We start from the raw sequence: 23,790 nt of genomic DNA on the forward strand, positions 1-23,790 counted from the left end.
TCACCACACTGGGTGGAAATGTGCAGGCTTTTGAAGTTGATGGTTTGTTTGACGATTGCCAGGCCATTGTCAAACAGGCTTTCCTGGACAAAGAGCTTAACAACCAATTGGCTTTGTCGTCGGCAAACTCAATCAACATTTTCCGGCTAATTCCACAGGGTTTTTACTACGTGCGTGCTTACGGGCAGGTAAGAGATGCAGGTAAACCCGTCGTGTTTTCGACACCAAGCGGCAACTTTGGTAATCTGAGCGCAGGTGTACTGGTGCAGCAGATGGGGTTGCCGGTGCATCATTTTGTGGCTTCCACCAACCTGAACCAGGTTGTCCCCTCCTATATTAAGACGGGTGTTTATTCGCCGATGGCGTCGGTACCAACAATTTCGAACGCGATGGACGTGGGCGCACCCAGCAATTTTGTCCGACTATCGCACCTGTTCGATGACCAGCACGAGTCATTTCGGAATAACATATCTGGTTATTACTTCGACGATGAGCAAACACGGCAAGGCATGAAACGGCTGTATGAGCAGTACGACTACGTCGCCTGCCCCCATACGGCTATTGGAATTATGGGGTTGCAACAGTACAAACAGGAAACGGATCAATCGTTCGTGGGTGTTGCACTAGCTACCGCTCATCCGGCTAAATTCAAGCCGCTCGTTGAGGAAGTGATTGGTAAACCCGTTGACGTTCCAGAACGACTAGCTGTTATGGCCGACAAGCATAAACAGAGTATTCAGATCGGCAAGGAATACGAGTCATTTAGAGAAGCACTGTTACAAACGGTATAGTCTCGAAAACGAAAGAGCCGGATCAGGGATTCGGCTCTTTCGTTTTGTTTGCACTAACTCAATTCACAGTGTCGCCCCGCAGTATCCGGAAGCGTTTGCGGGCATCGGCCCCGTAGATACTACCCGGGTATTGGGCGAGTACTTTCTGGTAAGCGTCCATCGCTGCGGACTTATCTTTTATCTGCTCCTCGTAGATCTTCCCAGTCATGTACAGCGCATCATCACCCAATATATCTGTTGGGTACTTGCTCGTTATCAGCTTCAGATCATCCAGTGCCTGTGTCATTTTGCCCTGCTTAAAATAGGTGTTAGCCCGTAGCCAAAGCACCTCATCGGCCAGACTGTGATCACCGTATTTTTTCCACATCCGGTTCAAGTTATCCACAGCTTCGTCTGTTTTATTCTGGAAAAGCAGCAGGTCGACAGCTGCATATTCACGCATAGCGGCTTCGGTGCTGTCCATACCCGTGTTATCCACAATCAGCAGACTCAGTTGCTCGGCGTCATTAGCGATCTCGCGGGATGTAGCAAGTTTCAACACATCGAGTATATCTTTCGAGACGGTAAAATCTCCCTTGTAATAGTGAAGCTTGGCGTTTTTCAACTTGGCTTCGTAGCCAAGTAACTCTTCTTTCTCAGACTTTTCCACCTGAGAATACAGCAATGTGGATTCCCAGGGTTCGCCTTTGAGCAAATAGATGTCTCCCTTATCTAGTTTGCACTTATCCACAAAGCTCCGGTCAGTTTTCCCCAAATCGATAGCCATGTCGAGTACAGTAATCGCCGTGTCTTTACTGTCGAGGTAATTACCGTACAGGTTGGCTGTACTACGCAACGCTTCCAACGTTTTAGCGTTCAGACCCAGCTCCTGCACCATCTTCTGATAGTCAGTTATCAGCTTGCGGATTTCATTTACATCAACTGGGTAGGTGTTTTTAACCTGCTCTTCCCGCGCGTTGATGACCAGTCTGCGACAAGCTGGATATAACTGCCCTTGTGGATAAGTTACGCACACGTATTCGAATGCGTCAGAAGCCGTTTTGTATTCTTTGTTGTTCAGGGCTAGCATACCCAACTCGTATACCCGACTACCAGCAAGCTTCAAACGTTTGTCAGTCGCTTTCTCCAGCAGGAGCGCCCGACTGAATTTCTGCTTCTGCGTGTAAAACCAAATCAGGATATCGTTGTAGGCTAGTTCATTCGGTTCCTTCTGTATTCGCTCGTAAAGAACCTTCTCAATGAGCGGTTCATCTTTCGTGTTGATGTAGCTCTGTAGACTCGCAAACACGGCTTCCTTTCGGTCAGATTGCTTCGCGGTGTTTATACTTTCGTCGATAGCCTTCGCTGTTTGCCCTGTGGCCTTATACAACGCCATCAGTTCCTCGCTGAATGCCGTGGGCGACTGACTTACCTCCCTACCTGTTTCGAGGCTTACAATCGCCCATTTCGATTCGTTGATATCCTGGAATGCCCTCGCCAGCCGTTCGAGCGCTACAGTCGACGTTCGGGCAGACTTGATTGCTGCTGTGTAGTCTTTGGCTGCCTGTAGGGTATCGCCTTTCTGTTGCGCCAACTGACCCAGCAACAATTCGCTGAAGGGTTTCATCGCTTCACCACCCCGAACCTGTTGCCGCAAAAACTTTTCTGCCTGCGCCGACCGGCTGCTTCGCTGCAAGCTCTGCACGTATAGGTTGAGCCGTGGCCAGGTCGCGTCCGTTTTTATCAGCTTGGCGTATTCGTCGGCGGCTTTACTGAATTCTCCACTTTTGAAGTATTCGTCCGCCAGCGTCGTTCCCCCAACGGGCTGCCCCGCCGTTTGGCAGTAACCACCCAGCCACGCAGCACACAACCAAAGAGTCAACAGCGTTCTTAACCACATTATATTTATTAGTTATTCTTTATTTAAATAAACGTTACTGTAATCATTAGTCATGTGGATATGTGCACAAAAAGATTGTACACACTTGGGTACTCTTCATGTGGATAAAGCCACGTCTACTGTCTAAACCGATCGTAGACTTATCCACATGTAATTAACTATCAATCAGAAAATTAACATTTTTTCCACATTGCAGGGTCAACCATGGTGTGGATTTGTGCATAATAATTGTCCACTAAATTGAGTGGGGAAAAGTTTTGAACAACCGGTTCACATCTCCTCTCTTTTCCACCGTAACGCTGTGGATTACGTAATAGCTGAATCATATCCACAACCATCAACATTTTGTCATCAGGTTTCTAACATCCTATCCACAGGATATTGGACTTATACACACCATTATCCACAGAAAAGTTAGCTTTTTTTAATGTCAAATTGACCTGTTTATCGGGGAGGGTACAATAGGCCCTAACGGCGGTGGATTGTGCTGTTAAGCTTTCTTGAAGATGTAGATAAGACTAGACCAGTTACCTGTTTTCCTGGCGCGCAAGTTTGACTGTAGTCCAGTCCTGATGCTTTGCAGATAATCAGTCTGACCAGTTTGATAGCGACTGCTCAGCATGCTGATGTAAAAAGAGTCGAAGACCATTGGCTTCTTGTCAGCAAGTTTGAAACTGTGTTTCTCGAATAACCGCTTTATCGTTTCTGGTGTGAAGTGATGCAGGTGACGAGGAACATCGAAGGCTGCCCAATACGGGCCAAACGTTTGTGCGTCGTACGAGTCAGAGTTTGGGACTGCAATCAGTAGTGAACCCGAGTCGTCCAACAGCTGATGGAACCGAGCCACTGTTTTTTCCAGCTCAGCGATATGTTCGAGCACATGCCAAAGCGTGATTACGTTGTACTGGTTTTGCGGTACCTCTGCCAGAGAGCTGGCTAGTGCGACATTCAGTTTTGACTTAGCGACTGACCGGGCATCGGCGTCCGGCTCCATACCGGCAATCTGCCAGTTGTCTTTTTGGCACGTTTCCAGAAAGGATCCCGTTCCGCAACCCACGTCAAGAAGGCGACCTTTCTTTTCTACCAATGAATTTATCAGGGCCAGTTTTGCACGTAATGTATAGGAACGAACGCCTTTGTAAACTGTTCCGATCAGCCCTCCCCCACTATCGTTGTGAGATATGTATTCTTCAGATTTATAGTATTGCCCTATCGAAGCTGCGTCAGGGCGTGGGTTTGTCAGACGGAATCCACACGCATCGCACGATTGTATCTCGAATGTCTGGTTACTGACCAGATAATCTTTACATGATACGTAGGAGGAAAATATAGTGCCCGAGCACACAGGGCAGTACTGAACAGTTTCAAACGAAGACATTCTTGTGCATTTACGGAAAACAGATAATATGAAAGTGGCCGGTAGTGTACTAACCTACCGACCCATGTAAACCAGCAAAATTGAAATATCAGACGGGCTAACTCCACTGATTCGGGAGGCCTGACCAATGGTGGATGGCCGCGTTCGCTTCAGTTTATCCCGACCTTCAAACGACAACGCTTTCAGTTTATCATAGTCAAACTCTGTACCGATTGACAGATTTTCCCAGCGGTCTAACTTGTCGGCGTTCTGCTTTTCCCGCAACAGATAATCCTCGTATTTGATCTCGATTACTGTTTGTTCAACAACCTCTTCATTGAACTTTGTCGTGTCAGGCAAAGTAATGGCCAATAGTTCAGACACGTTTTCCGCCGTGATTTCAGGCCGTTTCACAAGTGTTCGCAGGGTAGCTGTCTCCCGCAGCGGTGAACTATTCTGGGTAGTTAGCCAATCATTTATGCCTTCTGGTTTCACCCGCTTGCTTTGAATGGCGTCTGTCAGTTCAGCTATCTTTTGCTGCTTTTCGACTAACGCGTCGTATCGCTGTTGAGAAGCAAGACCAATCTTGTACCCTTTTTCCGTCAGTCGAATATCAGCGTTATCCTGCCTTAACAAGGTGCGGTATTCCGCCCTCGACGTAAACATCCGATAAGGCTCTTCCGTCCCTTTCGTGATTAGATCATCAATCAGCACACCGATATACCCCTCTGATCGCTTGATCGTAAACGGGTCTTTTTCACAGACAGTGTGGTGCGCATTGATACCTGCAATCAAGCCCTGGCAGGCAGCTTCTTCATATCCAGTCGTGCCGTTTATCTGGCCTGCGAAGAATAGATTAGCTATCAGATGCGTCTCCAGCGTATGTTTTAACTGGGTCGGTGGAAAATAATCGTACTCCACCGCGTACCCCGGCCGGAACATTTTGGCGCGCTCGAAACCCGTAATTTTTTGCAACGCTCTCAATTGTACGTCCTCTGGTAACGAAGTTGAAAAGCCGTTTACGTATATCTCAACCGTGTCTTTGCCCTCCGGCTCGACAAAAATCTGGTGCCTGTCCTTATCTGCGAATCGGTTGATTTTATCTTCTACTGATGGACAGTAACGAGGCCCAAGGCCCTTGATGCGACCTGTGAACATTGGCGATTTTTCAAACCCTGTTTTAAGCTCGTCATGCACAGCCTGGTTGGTGTAGGTGATCCAACAGCTTTTCTGTTCAATCAGAGCGGGGGTATCTGAATAGGAAAATTTGCCGGGCTTCGTATCGCCAAGCTGCTCTTCCATTGCTTCATAATTCAGGCTACGGCCGTCAATCCGGGGCGGTGTTCCCGTTTTCATTCGCCCGCTCTCGAAGCCCAACTCTACAAGCTGCTCGGTCAGCCCACTCGCTGCGGCCTCCCCCGTACGACCACCACCAAACGTTTTTTCGCCGATAAACATGCGTCCGTTCAGGAATGTCCCGTTTGTGAGCACGACACTTTTAGCGTGAAAAACGATACCCATCATCGTTTTTACGCCGTAAACAGCGTTGTCTTTTACAAGTAGTTCGTTGACGGAGTCTTGCCAGAAACTTACATTATTATTGTTTTCTAGTGTCTTGCGCCATTCCCACGCGAAAGCATGACGGTCGCTTTGACACCGGGGGCTCCACATGGCAGGACCTTTCGATCGATTCAGCATCCGAAATTGAATCATCGTTTTATCCGAAATGATCCCTGACATGCCACCCAGTGCATCTATCTCACGTACGATCTGCCCCTTCGCTACTCCGCCCATTGCCGGGTTGCAGGACATTTGCGCAATAGTCTGCATATTCATTGTAATGAGCAAGACCTGCGATCCCATCGTGGCAGCCGCGTATGCAGCCTCACAACCGGCATGTCCTCCCCCCACCACAATCACATCATAACTTGACGTCATTTCAATAGTTTTTGTAAAATGTTTCACGTGGAAACTTTTCACGTGGTTGAATATTTATGCAACGACAACAAAAAACCGCTCGCCTTTGTGCCAAGCGAGCGGTTCAAAATCAAGTAACTACCTACTTGCTGAGTTTCTGCAAGTATTGGTTCGCTTCTTTCTTGTAGAAGATATTGTAGTTAGGCGTTACAGACCGTAAAACTTCGGTCTGCTTGGTAAACTGGCCATTTTTAATAGTATCAAAAAAGGCAGGTGTGCTGCTCTTCTGCGAGCGGGCCGCTTCAGCCTGACGCTTGGGGTCCTCCTCCTGCTGCTTTAACGCTTTCTCAGATTCGAGTAATCGTGTCAGAATTTGGTTCTGCCGATTAATCGTGTTTTGGGTAATGCGCTTATTGACGAGATCCGTTTCGGTCTGGTCCATTTTTTCCATCAGATCTTTTACCTGATCGCCCTGCTGTTTTCCAGCTTCAGTTCCCTTCGCATTTTCCTCCAACTTTTTGAGCATGTCACGCACCATTGCTTGCTGTGCAGCTAAACGCGAAAGCTCCTCAGATAGTCCCTGGCCAGTCTTTCCACTTTTCTGAAGCTGCTGCATCTGAGAATTAAGCTGCTGTTGCAATTCGCTCATACCAGGACTCTTACCTTTTTTACTTCCTTTTCCCTTACCGGGACTAGCCATGGCATTCATCTGCTGTTGCATGTTTTTCAACACATCGCTTAGCATAAGCGCCAGATTGTTGATGGATGTCATGGCAAACTGCTGTTTGGATGATGCCATGCTCAAACGTCTATCTTTAAGATGCTGAGCACTCTCGTCCATGTAAAGCTTCATGTTGGAGAGCTCGCGTGTGACGAAAGGTTGAATCTGTGCTACCCGACTCGCTAACGCATTCAGACTGTCTTCGATAATTTTGGCATCATCCTGTAACTTGAGCTGCTCTTGAGAGAGTTTGGTTACGCGCGGGTCCTGGAGGCTCATGCCTCGAAACTCCTTCATAACTTTCTCCTGACCAAAAGAGAGCGTGATCAGGTTGTCGAGGACACTGCGCAAATCATCCATATTTTCCTGATTCTCCTGCATCTCGTTTGACTCCATTGACTCGCGCATCGACTTACTCATCGACCGCATCGATTTAGAGGCTTTGCTTTGCGCGCTCGAAGCCTGCTTTCTCTTCTTTTGCTTGAGCTGCTTCGTCGCCTGTTCCATCTGCTGATCGACGTCTTTCTGTTGTTCCTCAGTAGACTCAGGCTTGTCTAAATCATCTTTGTCCGCTTGCTTTTCAAGCTCTTCTATCTGCTTTTTTAGCGCGTCAAACTCTTCTTTCGATAGTTGCTGCTGCTGTTCCTGTTGTTCCTGAGACCCAACGTTCTTGTCATTTTCGTCAGCCTGCTTATCAAGTTTGTCAGCTTGTTTATCCAACTGATCAGCAGCATTATTGACCTTCTGTTCCAGCTGCATCTGCTTGAAAAGCTTTAACGCACGGTCAAGATCGCGCTCCATGTTGCGTTCCTTCCGGCTCAGCTTATCGAGCATATCCGATGCTTTTTCATCCTGACGTTTTTCAAGAAGCTGTTTTAGCTGCTCGTACAACTGCTTCGATTCGGGATCGAGTAGTTCGTTAAACAGCTTCTGCAATTGCTTTAGCTTCTCCTGCATGGCGTTCTCCTTGTCGGCAAAACGCTGTTGCAGATCGTTGGTTTTTTGAAACTGTTCCTGCAACTTCTGCACCTCCCGCATCAGCTCTTCCCGCTTCTGGAGAATGTCCTGTAACTGCTTTTTGTCCTGAAAATCGGAAGATTTTTTGGTACGCATCCGGTCTTCAAGCTGACTCAGTTCTTTCTTGATAGCCTGGGTTTTGCTGAGTGCATTGTCGATGTTTTCCTGCGTCTTCTCCGCCGATTGATCGACCTGCTTCTGCACCTCTCTGTTTGATGGAACGACAAAAACAAAAGGAACTGACTTAGCCGATTTGGGCCCGTGTACACCATCGTTATCCCACACGGTAACCGTGTACTCCAGCTTATCTTCCTGCCCCAATCTTAGGCTATCAAGCGACCAGTTATATGCAAAATTTTGGGACGTGGTCGTTCTGTTGAGTGCTATATCCTTAGAATAGACAGGCGATTTCTTGCCTCCCCTATCTACCGTATAGGACAAACGAAGCTTTGAAAAACCGTAGTCGTCATTTATCAATCCAGACAGAGCAATGTAGTTGTAAGTCGTGGAGTCCTGAATACGGTCTACGGTAATTTGAGGGTAGCGGTCTGGAATGACTTGTATGTTGTATTGCGTAGAGGAAGGCTTCTGAACGTTAGTGTTGAGCAGCGAAACGCCATACTGAGTGCTATGCAGCAGCCGCTTTGTTGCCGAAAATTTCTCATCATCGGTGCGTTGAGCGTTGATAGCGGAGCGATCGGAAGCAAAGCGCAGGGATAACGAATCGGTGTGGTCGGCAGCGAAGGACCAACTCACAACTGTACCTTCTGGTATCAACAGGTTACCTACATTGGTTAGCTGCTCAGTAGGTTTGTTGAGGTAAGCCGGGAAGTTTAGGCGGACATCGAAGGCCAGAATTGAGGGCCGGTCGATCAACGAAATCGTGTACTCCTTAGAGGTAAAGCCAGCCGCTTCCAGACGAAAATTGAGGTTTCGTTGCAGGTTGTCGAAGGTATAGCCGTAGCCTGATTTTGTCGGTGTAAGTTTCAGACGGGTGCCATCGGTGACGAGGTAAACCGACTCGGGAACTGCATTCCCGGTAACCCCGACTGTTAACGGAAAGTCCTCGTTGCGGAACCCTTTCATCGACTTGTTGCGGACAACAAACTGAAAAGGAGCTTCCTCAACAAACTCCTGATTGTAGTTGACGAGACGGGTCGACGATTGGGTCAGCACATCGGGCTTGATGAGTAGCAGCAACAAAATCAGCGCAAGTGGAGGAATGGCGTATTTCAGAAACTGCCGGTTGCGATTGAGTTCAATTGCGTTGGCAAACCGGTTAATAAGCAGTTGCTGGGAACGCTGATCAAGACTGGCCCGCAGCAAGTCGCTCTGCTCCGAACTGATCCGTTGCAACTGTAGCGTGTTGAGAAGCTTGTCGGATACGTCAGGGAAATACGTACCAATCTGCCGGGCCGCTTCATCTGTAGAAAGCGGTTTACTCAGCCCATAAAGACCAAGCAGTGGGCGGATGATAAACAGATATAGACAAACGACGGCGGCAATTAGAAAGCCGAAGAAAAGGACTGCCCGCCCGCCCGAACTGAAGCGGCCAACAAATTCGACCGTGTTAATGAGCAGGTAAGCGCTGCCGAGCAAGGCTACGAAAAACAGGCTTCCCTTAACAAGCTGGTTCTGAAAATAACGCCGTTTGTATTCGTCGATGCGCTCTAGGAGCGTTGAGTAGGCCGCGGATGATTGCATAATCGTAGGTAAGGGAATCAGGCGAACACAGACTGAAAATAAAGAAGTACATGACTTTTGAGCAATTCTTCCTGCGCAAGTAAATCGCCGGGCGGCAAGGGTTTTGCCAGCGTCCAATGGGGCCAGCCGTCTTTGTCTGGACCATTGAACTCATAATAGCCCGACTCGCTTAGCACCCGACAAACGGCGATGTGCATGAGGTCCTGCTTCTGCTCTTTCGAGAATCGGATAGGTCCCCTACCCAACTCTTGCACGCCAATCAGAAAAAGGACGGCGTTTAAATCGGCCGGGCGTTTGCCAAGCAGCTGCTGTAGCTGATCAAGCAAGTTTTCCCAAGCGGATTCTGTATGTGATTTTTCGGAAACTGTCACGTCAAAAAAGTAAGTACTCTCTAAATTACAATTAATTACGCATAAGTAACGATGCGGCTTCTGGTTTCGGTTTATGAAAAGTCTACTAACTGACCTGATTAATTTGCTCTTCCCCCGGCTGTGCCTGGGTTGTGATAAAATGTTGGCTCAAGCCGATCAGTTGCTGTGTACACGCTGTCGATTATCATTGCCCGAAACCAACGACTATCGAAGCCCCGACCGTAACGATTCGCACAATAAGTTTGCCGGAAAAGTGCCCGTTCGCTACGTGATGTCGTACGCGCGTTTTAGCAAGGGTAGCGTAATGCAACGCATCATTCACCAGATAAAATACGGCGGCAACAAAGACGCAGCAACCGCGCTCGGGCGGTGGTACGGGGCCATTCTGACCGGGCATGATTCGCTGGCGAATGACATTGATATGCTGGTGGGTGTACCCTTACACAAGCAAAGACTGCGACAGCGCGGGTATAATCAGGCCGATCAAATCGCAAGTGGATTAAGCGAAGCCATGCACACCCCTGCGCGAACCGATGTGTTGGTGAGAACTCGATTCAAATCGTCGCAGACGAAAAAGAACCGGCTGGAGCGGTGGGCAAACGTATCATCTGTGTTTACCGTAGCTGACGCGGAGGCCGTGAAAGACAAGCACGTTGCGATAGTCGATGATGTACTTACTACGGGGGCCACAATTGAAGCCTGCGCGGTCGAATTACTGCGGGCAGGCTGTCGGGAAGTCAGCGTGATAACACTGGCTGTAACGCAATAAAAAAGGGGGGCTTCGTTTAGAAGCCCCCCTTTTAGTAATGAAAATCAACTGTTACTTGTTACGACCTACACCGATCATCGCGCAGCGGAAACCGATCATTGCCGTAGCCGAATCCTGATCGAGGAAGCGACGTGTACCCGGCGACAGCCAATACGCTACGTCGTTCCAGGAACCACCTTTATAAACCCGTAACTTATCGTTGATGAGCGACTGGTTGTTTTTCGCATCGTAATTCTTGGCTTCATCCATGTAGCCATTCCGACGAATCGGGTTCAGGTCGCTGACGTCTTGATACGACAGGGGGCGGTATACGTCATACACCCACTCATTCACGTTACCAGCCATGTTGTACAGACCGAAGTCGTTAGCGGGGTACGCGTAAATTTCAGCGGTGATGATTGCACCGTCGTTTGAGCGACCGGCGATACCGGCATAGTCACCACGACCGCGTTTGAAGTTGGCCAGCATCTGACCCTGCTTCTTACCCTTCTTCGGGTTACGCACCGACGAACCATCCCATGGATAAATCCGCTGGTTGATCTGGTTTTCGTCCATGTACTGCGTACCGATAAGTGCTTTGGCGGCATATTCCCATTCTGCCTCAGTTGGTAGCCGGTAGTCGGGCAGAATCTGACCACTTTCCAGACTTGGCTTAGCTGCTGGTGCCGCTGATGCTTCGGCCAGTGCCGGATCTTCGGCCTGCTTCGACTTGCGCTTCAGCGAGAAGCCACCACCTTTTTTCTTAGGTGCTCCACCTTTTGCCAGTTCGTTGTTCACAGCATCCGACCGCCAACGGGCATAATCGCTGGCCTGTACCCACGATACACCAACAACCGGGTAGTACCGGAAAGCCGGGTAGCGAAGGTATTGTGTTACGTATGAGTCGTTGAACGACAGCGGGTTAGCCCAAACAGTTGTGTCAGGCAAAGCCGCTTTTACAACCTCTTCAGACGAATCGCGTGTGATGGCGTTCAGATATTCGAGGTAGTGTACGTTCGCCATCTCGGTTTCGTCCATGTAGAACGACTGAATCGACACGGTACGCTCGCGGTTGTCGCGGCTGTTCATGACGTCTTCTTCCAGCGCGCCCATCGTAAAACGACCGCCTTCAACAAAAACAAGGTTGGGCCCTGCTTTCTGACCTGCAAACTTCTTTACCTGAAAACCGTCTTTTTCATTGTAGGCAATGCCAGTCGCCGTACTCTTCTTACCCGGCTGTACGCTCGTCGGGTGCTTCGGCTTACAGGCTGACAGAGCCGCCGTTGCCAGCAGCACATAAGCGGCTTGTTGCAGGTGATACTTTTGAATCATTGCTGTATTTTGTGTAAGATACGCTGGTGCTAAAGTAAGGATTAACTCGTCATTTCGGCCAGAACGGCGTTTAACTGCTCGACCGACTCAATGCCTGAATGCGTAAAAATCGGCCTTCCTTTCGACTCTTTTAATGAGCACTTCGCGGGATTTCGCTTGATGTACTCAATTACTTTGCCAAACTGGTCGGACGTGAAGAACGCGTCATTCCCGTTAGAAACGAAGTAGCCTTTCAGAATAGTATTCTTAAGCGTCAGTTTTTCAAGGTATAAGCGCTCGGCTTTCCACCGCACGTTTACCATGTCGATCAGGTTAATGACCTCTTCCGGAATTGGGCCGAAACGGTCCAGAATTTCCTGCCGGAACGCTTCCAGTTCGGTCGTATTTTCGATGCTGTCGAGACGGGTGTACAGAGCCAATCGCTCCGAAATGTTCTGTACGTAGCGTTCGGGAATGACGACCTGCAAATCGGTTTCGATAACTGTATCGGGCAGCCGCAGATTCAACTCGCCGGGTTTTGTCTCGAACAGATCTTTGAACTCGTTTTCGCGCAGTTCCTGCACGGCTTCGTCGAGCACTTTGTGGTACATCTCGAAACCCAGGTCATTAACGAATCCGCTTTGTTCGGCCCCCAACAGGTTACCCGCCCCCCGGATGTCGAGGTCGCGCATGGCAATTTTAAACCCTTCGCCAAGGTCGGAAAAGTCTTCCAGCGTTTGCAGGCGCTTGCGGGCGTCGGCCGTCAGTACCGACGGTGGGGGGGTCAACAGGTAGCAGAACGCTTTCCGGTTCGATCGTCCCACCCTACCCCGCATCTGGTGCAAATCCGACAGACCGAAGTAGTGCGCATTGTTAATCAGAATCGTGTTGGCGTTCGGGATATCCAGTCCTGATTCGATGATGTTCGTCGAGATCAGCACGTCGTAGTCGCCTTCAATAAAACGGGTCATCATCCGTTCCAGCTTCTCCCCTTCCATTTGCCCGTGGGCCACGCCAATCCGCGCTTCAGGTACTAGCCGCATAATCATATTACCAATCGACTCAATATCATTGATCCGATTATGCACGAAGAATGCCTGACCACCCCGACGAACCTCCGTGCTAATCGCGTCGCGAATGACAGTCTCGTTAAACGCATGAACCTCCGTCGTGACGGGTTGCCGGTTGGGTGGCGGAGTAGCGATAACCGACAGGTCGCGGGCACCCATCAGCGAGAAATGTAGCGTCCGGGGAATGGGCGTAGCCGTCAGCGTCAGCACGTCGACTTCGACACGCAGTTCCTTAAGCCGGTCTTTCGTCTTCACCCCGAACTTCTGCTCCTCATCGATAATCAGCAGGCCGAGGTCTTTAAATTTGATGTCTTTGTTAACAATCCGGTGCGTACCAATCAGAATATTAATCTCGCCGGATGCGACACCTTTCAGAATCTCTTTGATCTGCGCGGCTGTACGGAAACGGTTGATGTACGCGATTTTGACCGGGAAATCGGCCATGCGCTCCGAGAACGTCTTAAAATGCTGCATCGCCAGAATCGTCGTCGGGACAAGCACAGCGACCTGCTTGTTGTCGCTGACGGCTTTGAACGCGGCCCGGATCGCAATTTCTGTCTTGCCAAAACCAACGTCACCACACACGAGCCGGTCCATGGGGTTTGGCCGCTCCATGTCGTCTTTAACGTCCTTGGTGGCCTTCGCCTGATCGGGTGTGTCTTCGTAGAGGAACGACGATTCAAGCTCGGTTTGCAGGAATGTATCGCGGCTGTAGGCGTAGCCTGGCGCATTCCGGCGTTTGGCGTAGAGGGCAATCAGTTCGCGGGCAATGTCTTTGACCTGCTTACGAATGCGTGATTTCTTCTGTTCCCATTCCTGCGAACCCAGCTTACTCATCGGCGGGGGGCTCCCCTCCCGGCCGGTGTACTTCGCAATCTTATGCAGGCTGTGGATGCTGACCAGCAGAATGTCGTTGTCGCGGTAAATTAGCCGAATCGCTTCCTGCTGATTCCCCGCGTTGTCGACCTTTTCCAGCCCCGCAAACCGGCCAATGCCGTGATCGATGTGGGTTACGTAGTCGCCCGGTTGCAGCGTTTTAAGCTCCCGCAACGTCAGGGCTTTCGACTTGGTAAACTTATCCTGAACTTTGAATCGGTAGTACCGGTCGAAAAGCTGATGGTCAGTGAAGCAGACAATCTTCAGCGAATCGTCGATATACCCCTCGCGCAGACCGATGTTGAGCGGCTGAAACGTCAGGTGGGGGTCGAGTTCTTCGAAAATGCTACGAAGCCTGTCTAGCTGCTTGAACGACTCGGCCGCGATGACGTTGGTGTAGCCCTTCGCCTGATTGTCACCCAGGGTATCGACCAGCCGTTTGAAATCCTTGTTAAACGACGGCTGCGGCTTCGATTGATACTGCTGCCGGGTGTCGGTTTTGAAGTAGAATTTCCGCCCAAACTCGACCGTGCGAAACTCCTTGACCTGATTCAGGAACGTGCGTCGGGTTTCGAACAGATCGCCGGGGTCGGATATAACCTGAATCCCCCCGCTACTGGCCAAAATCGTCTCGAAGCTTTGCTCGGCCTTTTCGTAGCATTTCTCAATGATCTCCAGCGTAAACTCAACGTCCTTCGCCCAGATCGTGGTCGAATCAGGCAGGAAGCTGAAAAACGGGTCCCGCGTTTCCTCAATCAGCTTTGTCTGGATGTTCGGAATAACGTTGATGAAGTCAACCGGGTCGGTAGATAGCTGCGTTTCCGGGTTGAATTTGCGGATGCTTTCCACCTCATCGCCAAACAAGTCGATACGGAACGGGTATTCGCTGGCGAACGAAAAAACGTCGATAATACCCCCGCGTACCGAGAACTGACCCGCTTCATAGACGAAATCCGTCTTCTCGAACTCGTAGGTCAGCAGCAGATCGGCGACGAAGTTCGTATCGATCTTCTCCCCTACCCGGATGGTCAGCGTGTTAGCCTGCAACGACCGTTTGTTGATTACCTTCTCCGATAGGGCTTCGGGATATGTAACCATCAGCAGCCCATCTTTCGGGGCCGGGTTTAGCTTGTTAAGCACTTCCGCCCGCATCAGTACGTTGGCGTTCTCGACCTCCTCGTACAGATACGGCTTTTTGTACGACATGGGGAACAGCAACACCTCGCGTTCGAGCAGGTGCTGCAAGTCGTTGAAGAAGTAAGCCGCTTCATCGCGGTCGGTCATCACGAACAGGTGATTGCCCCCGACCGACTTAACAATAGCCGACGCAAACACCGCATCCAGACTACCCGCTAAGCCTTTAATTTGCAACCGCTGCGGATCCCCGGTAGGCTTGCGCCCAAACGGCTCCGACAGGATTTGTATAAAACTATCGTTGGCGTACAGGCCAACTAATTCGGCTGGTTTCAAGCGCAATCAGATTGTAAGTACAAACTGGAAAAGCCGCTGGACGCATAGTCCGGCGGCATAATTTTCTAACAGCGTATAAACAGAATTTGTTGCAGCCAGACAGGGCTATAAACTGGCCATCAGCTGAAAATCGATCTGCTCCTTTTCCAACGTTGTCTGGATGCGCGGGCTGTTCTCGAAAACGACGACAATCTCCTTTTTGTCCAGCATTTCGTCGTCGTCGAGCCACTTCCAGTCTTCGGCTGTCGCGTCCAGAATATTGAACACGCTGGCTACTTTGGCCGGGTCGCGCTCTTTGCTAATCAGATCGGTGGTGTTGGTGAAGTACAGTACGATACGCTCGTCTTCCAGCCATTGCAGGTCGTTTAGCGCGTCGTTGAGGGCGTCAAGGTTGTAGCCAAACGAATCGGGAAATTCGAGCACGTCGGCCATTTCTTCGTAGAAAGCCCGGAGTGTGTTCGCTTTCTTACCGTCGATGTGCGCGATAAACCAGTCGGCGAAGTGGGCTTCGAGTTCGCGTTCCGACTGGCAGGTGAATATGTTCGGTGTCATTTGATTTCGGTGAAAGAGCGGTAATGGTCGCGGGTGTAATAAGCGTGGTCGTCGGAGCTGGTGATAAGCCGTTCGGCTCCCCGGTTTTGCCCCTGAACTTTCGGCTTTACGTCCCATTCCTGATACCGTAGCCGCAGCCCGGCACTGTTCTGAATGGGTAATAACTTTTCAAAATTGCCAAACGTTCGACCACCCACGTAACCTTGTGGTGCCCGTCTGTTCTGGCGCACGTAAGTCAGCACCGTCTGTACATAGTCGGGAACTGCGGCCGTGTTATTCGTCGGCGGGTTGGTTTGATTGTCGGCTGTGCGCTCCGAATGGCGGTGGTGTCGGTGTTCACGCTGTGTCGGTTGCTGCTGAACGTTAGTAGCTGTCTGCTGCGTTTGTTGCTGTTCGTTTCCGCGGCAGGCAACGGTGGAAAAGAGCAGACACAGGAATAGAGTGAATCGGTAGAATGTGGGAATCAAGTACGGTTTCATAGTGCAAACTTACTGGTGGGAACGTCTCGAATAGCATCCTGCTGTCGAACCGCATCAGCGGTTAATTATGTACTGGTCACTCTGTACTTTACTGCACGACAGCAGGATGCTGTCTGAGACAATTTCTACGCACAAAAAAAGCCCGCCAGCAATGGCGGGCTTTCGGTTAGTTGAGCGAGAACAGTGGGATTCTGGCCGCAACCATGTTATGAAACATCAGTTCCGTTACGAACGGCGTCATGTATTTAATCAGCGGAAACTCCGAGATCGACTCCATCACCTCCAGTTCAGAATCGGCTTTGAAAATGCACCATAGCTTTTGCCGATCTACCGATAATGAGTAGGAAAGCAATTGCCCCCGTTCCATCAATTCATCGACTTTCACCCGCTGGGCGGGAATCTGACTGGCAAATTCATCGTCCATTATGGTGGGAAGGTCAAACTCGACCATGTACTGGCTCATGTGATTCGTTGTTTTGTGTCGAGCCGGTCGAATGGGTTACTGCACCTGACTACCGGCTATCAGCAAATTAACGATCTTTAGCTCATCTTCGTTGATGGTATGTGGGAAATTTGGGTACAACCGGGTCGTAACAGCCGCGTTCATACCGCCCAAAACCCGCTCCGTTTCCAGCACCCGCTCTTTCGGCACGTGGCTGTCGCGGTCGCTGCAACCGAGGAATACCGGCGTCCCATCAAAGTCCCCGCCGTAGGTGCGATCCGTGCCGTCCGGCCCGACCAAGCCACCGCTGAGGCTGAACACCCCGCCGTAACGCATCGCATTGCGGGCAACGTATTCCGACAGCAGGCAGGCCCCCTGCGAAAAGCCAAGCCAGTACAGCTGCGACGGGTTGACGTTGTGATCAGATTGCAGACGTGCCCGCAGACCTGAAAGCACCGCCAATGCCGACGATAGATACGGCTCGTTTTCGTCCATCGGCCGCAAAAACGAGTAGGGGTACCAGGTTCCTCCGCTTGCGCTGGGCGCGACAAACGCAAAGTCGTCGTCTTCGATGTACTGCGACAACGACAGAATATCGCGGGCCGAGCTGCCCCGACCATGCACCATAATCATGACTTTGCCAGCCTGCTCCAGCGGTTTGCCTGCCGTTATGAAAGCATTCGGATCGTGAATCATATTAATACTGTTTTACCTCAATCGGCGGCAATTCAGCCTCTACTTTCGCCCGGCGCGACTCGTACTGCGCGGGTAGTTTCAGGGCTGTGCCCAACTCCGCTACAGATTCGTCGACGGAGAAGCCCGGTGGGTTCGTAGCTATTTCAAACAACACTCCACCCGGTTCGCGGAAGTAAATGCTGTTGAAATAGTTACGATCCTGCACTGGTGTCACCTGATAACCGGCCGACTGCAACTGCTCCTGAATGGTTAACTGCGTTTCGTCGGAATCGGTTGAAAAAGCGACGTGGTGTACCGAACCGCCCCCCTGCAAGGCCCGAACAGCCTCCGGTGCGCGCAATACATCAACAAAATTGCCGGAACCGCCCTTACCCGCCTGAAAACGGTACAGGCCGTTTTCTTCGGCTACCAGCGTATGCTGCATCAGGTCCGTTAGCAGTTGGATAGTACGGTCGGGGTTTTGTTCGTTCAGCGTGACGGTGTGAAAGCCACGGACAGCGTGTTCGGCCGGAATTGAGCCGTTGTGCCAGCCGGTGCGAGTATCCTCATCCGTGAACACCAGCTCAACGCCCATACCATCGAAATCCTCGAACCGCACATACGATTCGTTGAAGCGCTTGCTGGGACCTGAGTATGCGATGTTGAACTGATGCAGCCGGTCGATCCAATACTGCATACTCGCAACGGGTACCGAAAACGCCGTGTACGTCAGCTGACCCACCCCCTTTCGGCCCCGTGGAATGCCCTCGTACGGGAAGAAGGTTATGATCGTGCCGGGCGAACCGGTTTCGTCGCCGTAGTAAAGGTGATACACGTCGGGCGCGTCAAAATTGACCGTCTTTTTGACGAGTCTCAAGCCCAGTATTCCCGTATAATAATCGACGTTACGCTGCGTGTTGCCAGCCAGAGCCGTTACGTGATGCAATCCATTAATGAGCGTTTCCATGATGTACTCAATTGGTTGAAGTCAAACTGATGAGCAAATAAAAACAATTGCAATTAATGTACATACAATTAATTGATAAAATTTGTTCAATAAAAAAAGCCCGATCAAATGACCGGGCTTCTACTAGATGATAATCAGCCATTTTATTCTTTCAGGAACGGATAGTCCGACTGAACGTACACGTCCTTATACGCTTCTTCGGGTGATGGGTACGGCGACTCCTCGGCGAATTTCACCGACTCATCAACGATTCCTTTAATCTTCTTATCGATCGCTTCCAGGTCGGCTTCGGTAGCAAGGCCTTTCTCCAGAATCCGGGTCCGTACCATTTCAATCGGGTCGCGCTGCTTGTATTGTTCAACCTCGTCTTTGGTCCGGTACTTCTGCGGATCCGACATCGAGTGACCCCGGTAGCGGTAGGTACGGAACTCAAGGAACGTTGGTCCTTCACCCGACCGTGCGCGCTCGGCGGCCCGGCCAACAGCTTCGTGAACGGCTTCAACATCCATCGCGTCAACCGGCTCCGACGGCATGTCGTACGACTCGCCAATCGTGTATAGTTCAGTTACGTTCGACGTCCGTGCTACCGACGTACCCATTGCGTAGCCGTTGTTTTCAACGACGAAGATGACCGGCAGTTTCCAGAGCATCGCCATGTTGAAGGCTTCGTGCAACGCACCCTGCCGCACGGCACCGTCGCCAAAGAAACAGATGCAAAGGTTTTTGGTCTTGTTGTATTTCTCGGCGAAGGCGATACCGGCACCCATCGGGATCTGTGCGCCAACGATTCCGTGGCCACCAACGAAGTTGACCGACTTATCGAAGATGTGCATCGAACCGCCTTTACCCTTCGATGAGCCCGTTTGCTTTGCGTACAGTTCGGCCATAACCGCTTTCGGATCTGAGCCGAGGGCGAGTGGGATACCGTGGTCGCGGTACGCCGTGATCCACTTATCGTCTTTGGTTAGCGCCGTGTACGAACCCGACGAACCCGCTTCCTGACCGATGTAAAGGTGACAGAAGCCGCGAATTTTCTGCTGACCGTACAGTTGACCGGCTTTTTCTTCAAATTTCCGCTGCAACTGCATCGACTCGTACCAGTACATGTACTGCTCCTTCGTGAATTCAGTCTTCACAGGTTTGGGGTCTTTGCCGTTTTGCTTGGTAGTCTCCGACGAGGAGGCCGGTGCTTTTTCTTTGACGCTTGCCATATGAATGAGTTCGCTAAATCGGTCGCGGTTGCGGTTGATAGGTGGAAATCGGTGTGCTCCCGGCACTACCCACGAACCGAACAAACCAGCCGTATCTTTGTTGCCAATACCAGATCAGACTGACTAATCAACGTTGATTCAGGTAACTGACAGCCGCGAAATTACGCATTCTCGCGTTACGAGCCATACGTATGCATCTCGAAAAACTGAGCCTGACCAATTTTAAAAATTACGAGGATGGACGGTATCTGTTCGGTCGGCAGGTTAATGTAATCGTGGGGCCAAACGGCAGTGGAAAAACCAACCTGCTTGATGCGGTCTACTTCCTGTCGCTCAGCAAAAGTGCCTTCCATAGTCAGGACGCGCTCAGCATATTGCACGACGCCGATTACTTTATTCTCGACGGTGTTTTTCAGGAAGATACCGGCGACAATCCCGATCAGCATTCGATCAGTCACCGGTTGGTACAGATCACAATCAGCCTGCAACGGGGGCAGCGTAAGGTGCTGATGGCTGATAAAAAGCCGTACGAGCGTATCAGCGAGCACATTGGTCGGTTTCCGGTTGTATTGGTGGCTCCCAACGATACCGACCTCGTCCGCGAACATAGCGAAGACCGGCGGCACTTCTTCGACGGCGTCCTCTCCCAGCTCGACCCCGACTACCTGCGCGACTACCTAACGTATCAGCAGGTGCTGAAACAGCGCAACAGTCTACTCAAGCTATTCGCCGAGCGAAACCAGGTCGATAATGATCTCCTCGATACGTACGATGAACCCCTACTGATGCTGGGGCAGCGTATTCATGACGCCCGGCAGCAGTTCGTGCGCGACTTTCTACCGGGTTTTCGAAACCACTACGCCTACTTGAGCGATGAGCGCGAAGCCGTCGACATTGTCTACGAATCGGAGGTCAGCAAACCCGACTTTGCTACTGAATTCCGGCATTTCCGTCGGCGCGATACGGTGTTGCAACGCACGACGATGGGTATTCACAAAGATGACTACGGTTTTCTAATCGGCGGGGTTCCGTTGAAGAAGTTCGGGTCGCAGGGGCAGCAGAAAACGTTTGTCATTGCCCTGAAGTTGGCTCAGTTCAATCAGATTCAGACGGAGAAAGGCATTCGCCCGATTCTACTCCTCGACGATATTTTCGACAAACTCGACGACAGGCGTATCGGTAAGTTGATTCGTCGCATCGACGAGGGCGCCTTTGGGCAGGTGTTCATCACCGACGCCCGGCCTGAACGCACGCGCGACCTGCTGGCAACCGTACAGACCGACGTTCGTTTTTTTGAAGTTGGCCAGTAGGGTACCCTCTCCTACTCTGTCGATACATACCGGCGAAAGTAAGAACACCGGGGCAGTCTCTTTCTGCGGATGACTATCGATCTGCTTATGCCGCTCTCGTTCCGCCTGTTTGTCTCCCTACTTCTATTGTCTACGATCAGTCTGGCGCAGCCAAAACTGGCGCAACCGGTTGATTTTTCGGGTCCGTTGCGCGTGTCGGATGATCATCGAAACATTGTGCAGGCCACTGAGCAACCGTTTTTTTATCTGGGTGATACGGCTTGGGAGTTACTTCACCGGCTGAATCGGGCGGAGACGGAGCGGTATCTGCAAAAACGGGCCGAGCAGGGCTTCACCGTTATTCAGACCGTAGCGCTGGCGGAACTCGACGGACTGAATACGCCCAATGCGAACGGCGATAAACCCCTGATAAACAATGATCCGACCATGCCGAACGACGCGTACTTCCGGCACGTAGACTTTGTCATCGACCGGGCGGCTGAGCTGGGTCTGGTGATCGGACTGCTGCCAACCTGGGGCGATAAGCTGTTCAAAAATAGCTGGGGTACCGGTCCGGAAATTTTCAACCCGACCAACGCCCAGACGTACGGGCAATGGATCGGCAACCGGTACCGTAATCGGCATAACATCATCTGGATTCTGGGGGGCGACCGACAACCCCGCGACGGCAGCAACGATCTGGCCGTCTGGCGGGCGATGGCGGCCGGTATCGAGCAGGGCGTTGGCGGTGCCGATAAAGCCCTGATGAGTTACCATGCCCAGCCGCTGCCCGCGTCCGCTGGCGGTTCTGGGAAGTGGTTTCAGAACGACAGCTGGTTCGACTTTTCCATGCACCAGACCGGGCATTGCCGCGATGCCGCCGTGTACGACAATATTGCGGTCAGCTACGCCAAACAGCCAACCAAGCCGACGATGGATGCGGAGCCGATCTACGAAGACCACCCGGTATGCTTCAACGTGAAGGATCTGGGCACATCGAACGCGCACGACGTTCGTCGGTCAGCTTACCTCGCTCTGCTCGCAGGTGCGTTCGGCCACACCTACGGCTGTCACGCCGTCTGGCAGATGGCCGCGCCTGGCCGCGAGCCGGTCAATAGTCCACATTTCACGTGGAGCGAAGCCCTTGATTTGCCCGGTGCCCGCCAGATGAAGCACGTACGCCGACTGTTCACCGCCCGCTCCATGCTCGACCGCAAACCTGACCAGACAATGCTAATCGAGCAGAGCGACGAGCCGGCGTCCCGCGTTCAGGCCAGCCGGGGCAATGATTACGCCTTTATCTACACTACCGCCGGTCGGCCGTTTACGATGCAGTTGGGGCGTATTTCGGGCAAGAATCTGACAGTTGGCTGGTTTAATCCAAGGACGGGCGAGTGGACGAAAAGCGACAGCGTATCAAATCAGGGGCAGCACAGATTCGTACCACCGACATCGGGCTACGGGCAGGACTGGGTGCTCACGCTGGATGACAGCGATCGTAACTATCCTGCGTTCTGATAAATGTATGTGGATCAACAAGGTGCGGGCTGTAACCAAACGACAAGCGACTGCGTTAGGGTAGGCAGGTTTGCACTGTCGCAGGCCTTTCTCTGGTTTACCTTATGAATCGTGCCGCCCTGGTGTTTATTGCCCCGGCAATCTTCCTCCTCATTGACACCTACGTTTATCAGGCCATTCGGTATCTGAGTCGCTCGGCCAGCGACAGTACTCAACGTACCATCGCGTTTATTTACTGGGGCTTTACGATCCTGTCGCTCGTGGCTTACGTAGGAATGCAGCTGATTCCCGCCGATTCGCTTAGCCGACAGGCGCGGACGTTTATCTGGGCCGGTATCGCCATCCCCTACTTCTCCAAAGTCTTCGTCGTGATCTTCATGCTGATCGACGACATCGGTCGGTTTTTCCGCTGGATCGTATCGTTGTTCTACAAACCCGAAGTGCGCGAAGCCGTTGTCGACTCGAACAACGCGACCATACCAGCAACGGACACTATTCCGCGCTCTGAGTTTCTGATGAAAACGGCCCTGATTGCCGGATCGATACCGCTGGTTGGCTTCTCGTGGGGTATTCTGTCGGGGGCGCACGACTACCGCATCCGGCGCATCAAGCTGCCGCTGAAAAACCTGCCGTCCGGCTTCAACGGTATGACCATCGCGCAGATCTCCGACATTCACTCAGGCAGTTTCTTCAACAAAACAGCGGTAAAAGGCGGTGTCGAGATGCTGATGGGCCAGAAACCGGATATGGTTTTTTTCACTGGTGATCTCGTGAACAGTACGGCCGACGAGGTAAACTCGTACATCGACGTATTCGACAAGGTGAAAGCACCGATGGGTGTGTATTCGACGCTAGGCAACCACGACTACGGCCGGTATGTGCAGTGGCCGAGCGTACAGGCTGAGCGGCAAAACGTACTCAATGTCATTGCCGCGCACAAGCAGATGGGCTGGAACATCATGCTCGACGAAAACAAGATTCTGGAGCAGAACGGCGATAAAATTGCGCTGATTGGTGTGCAGAATCTGGGCTTTGGACCTGCTGCGCTACGCATGGGTAATCTGGCTAAAGCGTATCAGGGAACGCAGGATTACCCGGTCAAACTGTTGCTTTCCCACGACCCTACGCACTGGGACGCCGAGGTTCGCCCCCGCTTTTCCGATATCGACGTAACGTTTAGTGGTCACACGCATGGAGCCCAATTTGGCGTCGAACTGGGCGACGTACGCTGGAGTCCGGCGCAGTATTTCTACAAGCAGTGGGCCGGGCTGTACCAGGATGGCGATCAGCGGCTTTATGTCAATCGGGGATATGGTTATATTGGTTATCCGGGCCGGGTTGGCATCCTGCCGGAGATTACAATTTTCGAGTTGGTCAAAGCATGAGAAAACCAAATGTGAAGCGGTTGCGTTTATGTCACGTGTA

The 23,790-nt window shown here is 51.4% G+C and carries 18 protein-coding genes (1 of these 18 cut by a window edge); 5 read left to right on the forward strand and 13 right to left on the reverse strand.

Translation table 11 applies throughout. The features are described from left to right. Nucleotides 1-791 carry the 3' portion of a threonine synthase gene (thrC, locus tag HH216_RS05570; protein ID WP_169549893.1) on the forward strand. The gene continues 514 nt to the left of window position 1, outside the view, so only the last 791 of its 1,305 coding nucleotides appear in the window; its start codon lies off the left edge, out of view; its stop codon occupies nucleotides 789-791. Nucleotides 792-849: 58 nt separating this feature from the next. Here the strand turns inward: thrC and HH216_RS05575 are convergent, their stop codons facing one another. From HH216_RS05575 to HH216_RS05595, 5 genes are all read right to left on the reverse strand, one after another. Continuing rightward, nucleotides 850-2,670 carry a tetratricopeptide repeat protein gene (locus HH216_RS05575; protein WP_169549894.1) on the reverse strand — a complete coding sequence of 607 codons (1,821 nt, stop codon included), beginning with the start codon at nucleotides 2,668-2,670 and terminating at the stop codon, nucleotides 850-852. A 490-nt stretch (nucleotides 2,671-3,160) separates the two neighbouring features. Continuing rightward, entirely contained in the window at nucleotides 3,161-4,048 is an 888-nt protein-coding gene (locus tag HH216_RS05580; RefSeq protein ID WP_169549895.1) for a class I SAM-dependent methyltransferase, read from the reverse strand. 54 nt (nucleotides 4,049-4,102) lie between these two features. Next, complete coding sequence (gene mnmG, locus HH216_RS05585) at nucleotides 4,103-5,965, reverse strand: tRNA uridine-5-carboxymethylaminomethyl(34) synthesis enzyme MnmG (protein WP_169553272.1); 1,863 nt, start codon at nucleotides 5,963-5,965, stop codon at nucleotides 4,103-4,105. A 121-nt stretch (nucleotides 5,966-6,086) separates the two neighbouring features. Then, entirely contained in the window at nucleotides 6,087-9,386 is a 3,300-nt protein-coding gene (locus tag HH216_RS05590) for a DUF4175 family protein (protein ID WP_169549896.1), read from the reverse strand. 17 nt (nucleotides 9,387-9,403) lie between these two features. Further along, the gene (locus HH216_RS05595; protein ID WP_169549897.1) at nucleotides 9,404-9,757 is read right to left on the reverse strand and encodes a hypothetical protein; all 354 of its coding nucleotides are present in this window, start codon (nucleotides 9,755-9,757) and stop codon (nucleotides 9,404-9,406) included. A 73-nt stretch (nucleotides 9,758-9,830) separates the two neighbouring features. Here HH216_RS05595 and HH216_RS05600 point away from each other — a divergent pair, with 73 nt between their 5' ends. Continuing rightward, nucleotides 9,831-10,526: a ComF family protein gene (locus tag HH216_RS05600; RefSeq protein ID WP_254448698.1), complete on the forward strand. Its 696-nt coding sequence runs from the start codon at nucleotides 9,831-9,833 to the stop codon at nucleotides 10,524-10,526. 51 nt (nucleotides 10,527-10,577) lie between these two features. Here HH216_RS05600 and HH216_RS05605 read toward each other — a convergent pair whose 3' ends face one another. The 8 genes from HH216_RS05605 to pdhA all read right to left on the reverse strand — a co-directional run bounded on the left by HH216_RS05605 (nucleotide 10,578) and on the right by pdhA (nucleotide 19,558). After that, a complete protein-coding gene (locus HH216_RS05605; RefSeq protein ID WP_169549898.1) occupies nucleotides 10,578-11,837 on the reverse strand; it encodes an SUMF1/EgtB/PvdO family nonheme iron enzyme in 1,260 nt (419 codons plus the stop codon). 41 nt (nucleotides 11,838-11,878) lie between these two features. Continuing rightward, nucleotides 11,879-15,232, reverse strand: a complete 3,354-nt coding sequence (gene mfd, locus HH216_RS05610; RefSeq protein WP_169549899.1) for a transcription-repair coupling factor — start codon at nucleotides 15,230-15,232, stop codon at nucleotides 11,879-11,881. A 105-nt stretch (nucleotides 15,233-15,337) separates the two neighbouring features. Then, the gene (locus HH216_RS05615; protein WP_169549900.1) at nucleotides 15,338-15,784 is read right to left on the reverse strand and encodes a barstar family protein; all 447 of its coding nucleotides are present in this window, start codon (nucleotides 15,782-15,784) and stop codon (nucleotides 15,338-15,340) included. Beyond that, on the reverse strand, nucleotides 15,781-16,263 hold the full coding sequence (locus HH216_RS05620) for a ribonuclease domain-containing protein (protein ID WP_169549901.1): 483 nt from the start codon (nucleotides 16,261-16,263) through the stop codon (nucleotides 15,781-15,783). The genes HH216_RS05615 and HH216_RS05620 overlap by 4 nt, the downstream gene beginning before the upstream one ends. Nucleotides 16,264-16,429: 166 nt before the next feature. After that, nucleotides 16,430-16,726, reverse strand: a complete 297-nt coding sequence (locus HH216_RS05625; protein ID WP_169549902.1) for a muconolactone Delta-isomerase family protein — start codon at nucleotides 16,724-16,726, stop codon at nucleotides 16,430-16,432. Nucleotides 16,727-16,762: 36 nt separating this feature from the next. Next, nucleotides 16,763-17,401 (reverse strand): alpha/beta hydrolase, encoded by a 639-nt coding sequence (locus tag HH216_RS05630; RefSeq protein WP_169549903.1) that lies wholly within the window; start codon nucleotides 17,399-17,401, stop codon nucleotides 16,763-16,765. 1 nt (nucleotide 17,402) lies between these two features. Further along, entirely contained in the window at nucleotides 17,403-18,347 is a 945-nt protein-coding gene (locus tag HH216_RS05635) for a ring-cleaving dioxygenase (RefSeq protein ID WP_169549904.1), read from the reverse strand. Between the two features lie 143 nt (nucleotides 18,348-18,490). Next, nucleotides 18,491-19,558: a pyruvate dehydrogenase (acetyl-transferring) E1 component subunit alpha gene (gene pdhA, locus HH216_RS05640; RefSeq protein WP_169549905.1), complete on the reverse strand. Its 1,068-nt coding sequence runs from the start codon at nucleotides 19,556-19,558 to the stop codon at nucleotides 18,491-18,493. 191 nt (nucleotides 19,559-19,749) lie between these two features. Here pdhA and recF point away from each other — a divergent pair, with 191 nt between their 5' ends. From recF to HH216_RS05655, 3 genes are all read left to right on the forward strand, one after another. Beyond that, nucleotides 19,750-20,868, forward strand: a complete 1,119-nt coding sequence (gene recF, locus HH216_RS05645) for a DNA replication/repair protein RecF (RefSeq protein ID WP_169549906.1) — start codon at nucleotides 19,750-19,752, stop codon at nucleotides 20,866-20,868. 69 nt (nucleotides 20,869-20,937) lie between these two features. Then, entirely contained in the window at nucleotides 20,938-22,365 is a 1,428-nt protein-coding gene (locus tag HH216_RS05650) for a glycoside hydrolase family 140 protein (protein ID WP_254448699.1), read from the forward strand. Nucleotides 22,366-22,469: 104 nt separating this feature from the next. Continuing rightward, entirely contained in the window at nucleotides 22,470-23,750 is a 1,281-nt protein-coding gene (locus HH216_RS05655; RefSeq protein WP_169549907.1) for a metallophosphoesterase, read from the forward strand. Nucleotides 23,751-23,790: the final 40 nt, after the last annotated feature.

Source organism: Spirosoma rhododendri (assembly GCF_012849055.1).
GTDB lineage: Bacteria > Bacteroidota > Bacteroidia > Cytophagales > Spirosomataceae > Spirosoma > Spirosoma rhododendri.

Excerpts from the sequence above, each read along its gene's own strand:
- HH216_RS05625 (WP_169549902.1), bottom strand. The coding sequence starts at position 16,726 with ATGAGCCAGTACATGGTCGAGTTTGACCTTCCCACCATAATGGACGAT.
- HH216_RS05605 (WP_169549898.1), bottom strand. The coding sequence starts at position 11,837 with ATGATTCAAAAGTATCACCTGCAACAAGCCGCTTATGTGCTGCTGGCA.
- mnmG (WP_169553272.1), bottom strand. The coding sequence starts at position 5,965 with ATGACGTCAAGTTATGATGTGATTGTGGTGGGGGGAGGACATGCCGGT.
- recF (WP_169549906.1), top strand. The coding sequence starts at position 19,750 with ATGCATCTCGAAAAACTGAGCCTGACCAATTTTAAAAATTACGAGGAT.
- pdhA (WP_169549905.1), bottom strand. The coding sequence starts at position 19,558 with ATGGCAAGCGTCAAAGAAAAAGCACCGGCCTCCTCGTCGGAGACTACC.
- HH216_RS05635 (WP_169549904.1), bottom strand. The coding sequence starts at position 18,347 with ATGGAAACGCTCATTAATGGATTGCATCACGTAACGGCTCTGGCTGGC.
- HH216_RS05615 (WP_169549900.1), bottom strand. The coding sequence starts at position 15,784 with ATGACACCGAACATATTCACCTGCCAGTCGGAACGCGAACTCGAAGCC.
- HH216_RS05650 (WP_254448699.1), top strand. The coding sequence starts at position 20,938 with ATGACTATCGATCTGCTTATGCCGCTCTCGTTCCGCCTGTTTGTCTCC.
- HH216_RS05580 (WP_169549895.1), bottom strand. The coding sequence starts at position 4,048 with ATGTCTTCGTTTGAAACTGTTCAGTACTGCCCTGTGTGCTCGGGCACT.
- HH216_RS05620 (WP_169549901.1), bottom strand. The coding sequence starts at position 16,263 with ATGAAACCGTACTTGATTCCCACATTCTACCGATTCACTCTATTCCTG.
- HH216_RS05575 (WP_169549894.1), bottom strand. The coding sequence starts at position 2,670 with ATGTGGTTAAGAACGCTGTTGACTCTTTGGTTGTGTGCTGCGTGGCTG.
- HH216_RS05590 (WP_169549896.1), bottom strand. The coding sequence starts at position 9,386 with ATGCAATCATCCGCGGCCTACTCAACGCTCCTAGAGCGCATCGACGAA.
- HH216_RS05655 (WP_169549907.1), top strand. The coding sequence starts at position 22,470 with ATGAATCGTGCCGCCCTGGTGTTTATTGCCCCGGCAATCTTCCTCCTC.
- HH216_RS05630 (WP_169549903.1), bottom strand. The coding sequence starts at position 17,401 with ATGATTCACGATCCGAATGCTTTCATAACGGCAGGCAAACCGCTGGAG.
- HH216_RS05600 (WP_254448698.1), top strand. The coding sequence starts at position 9,831 with ATGAAAAGTCTACTAACTGACCTGATTAATTTGCTCTTCCCCCGGCTG.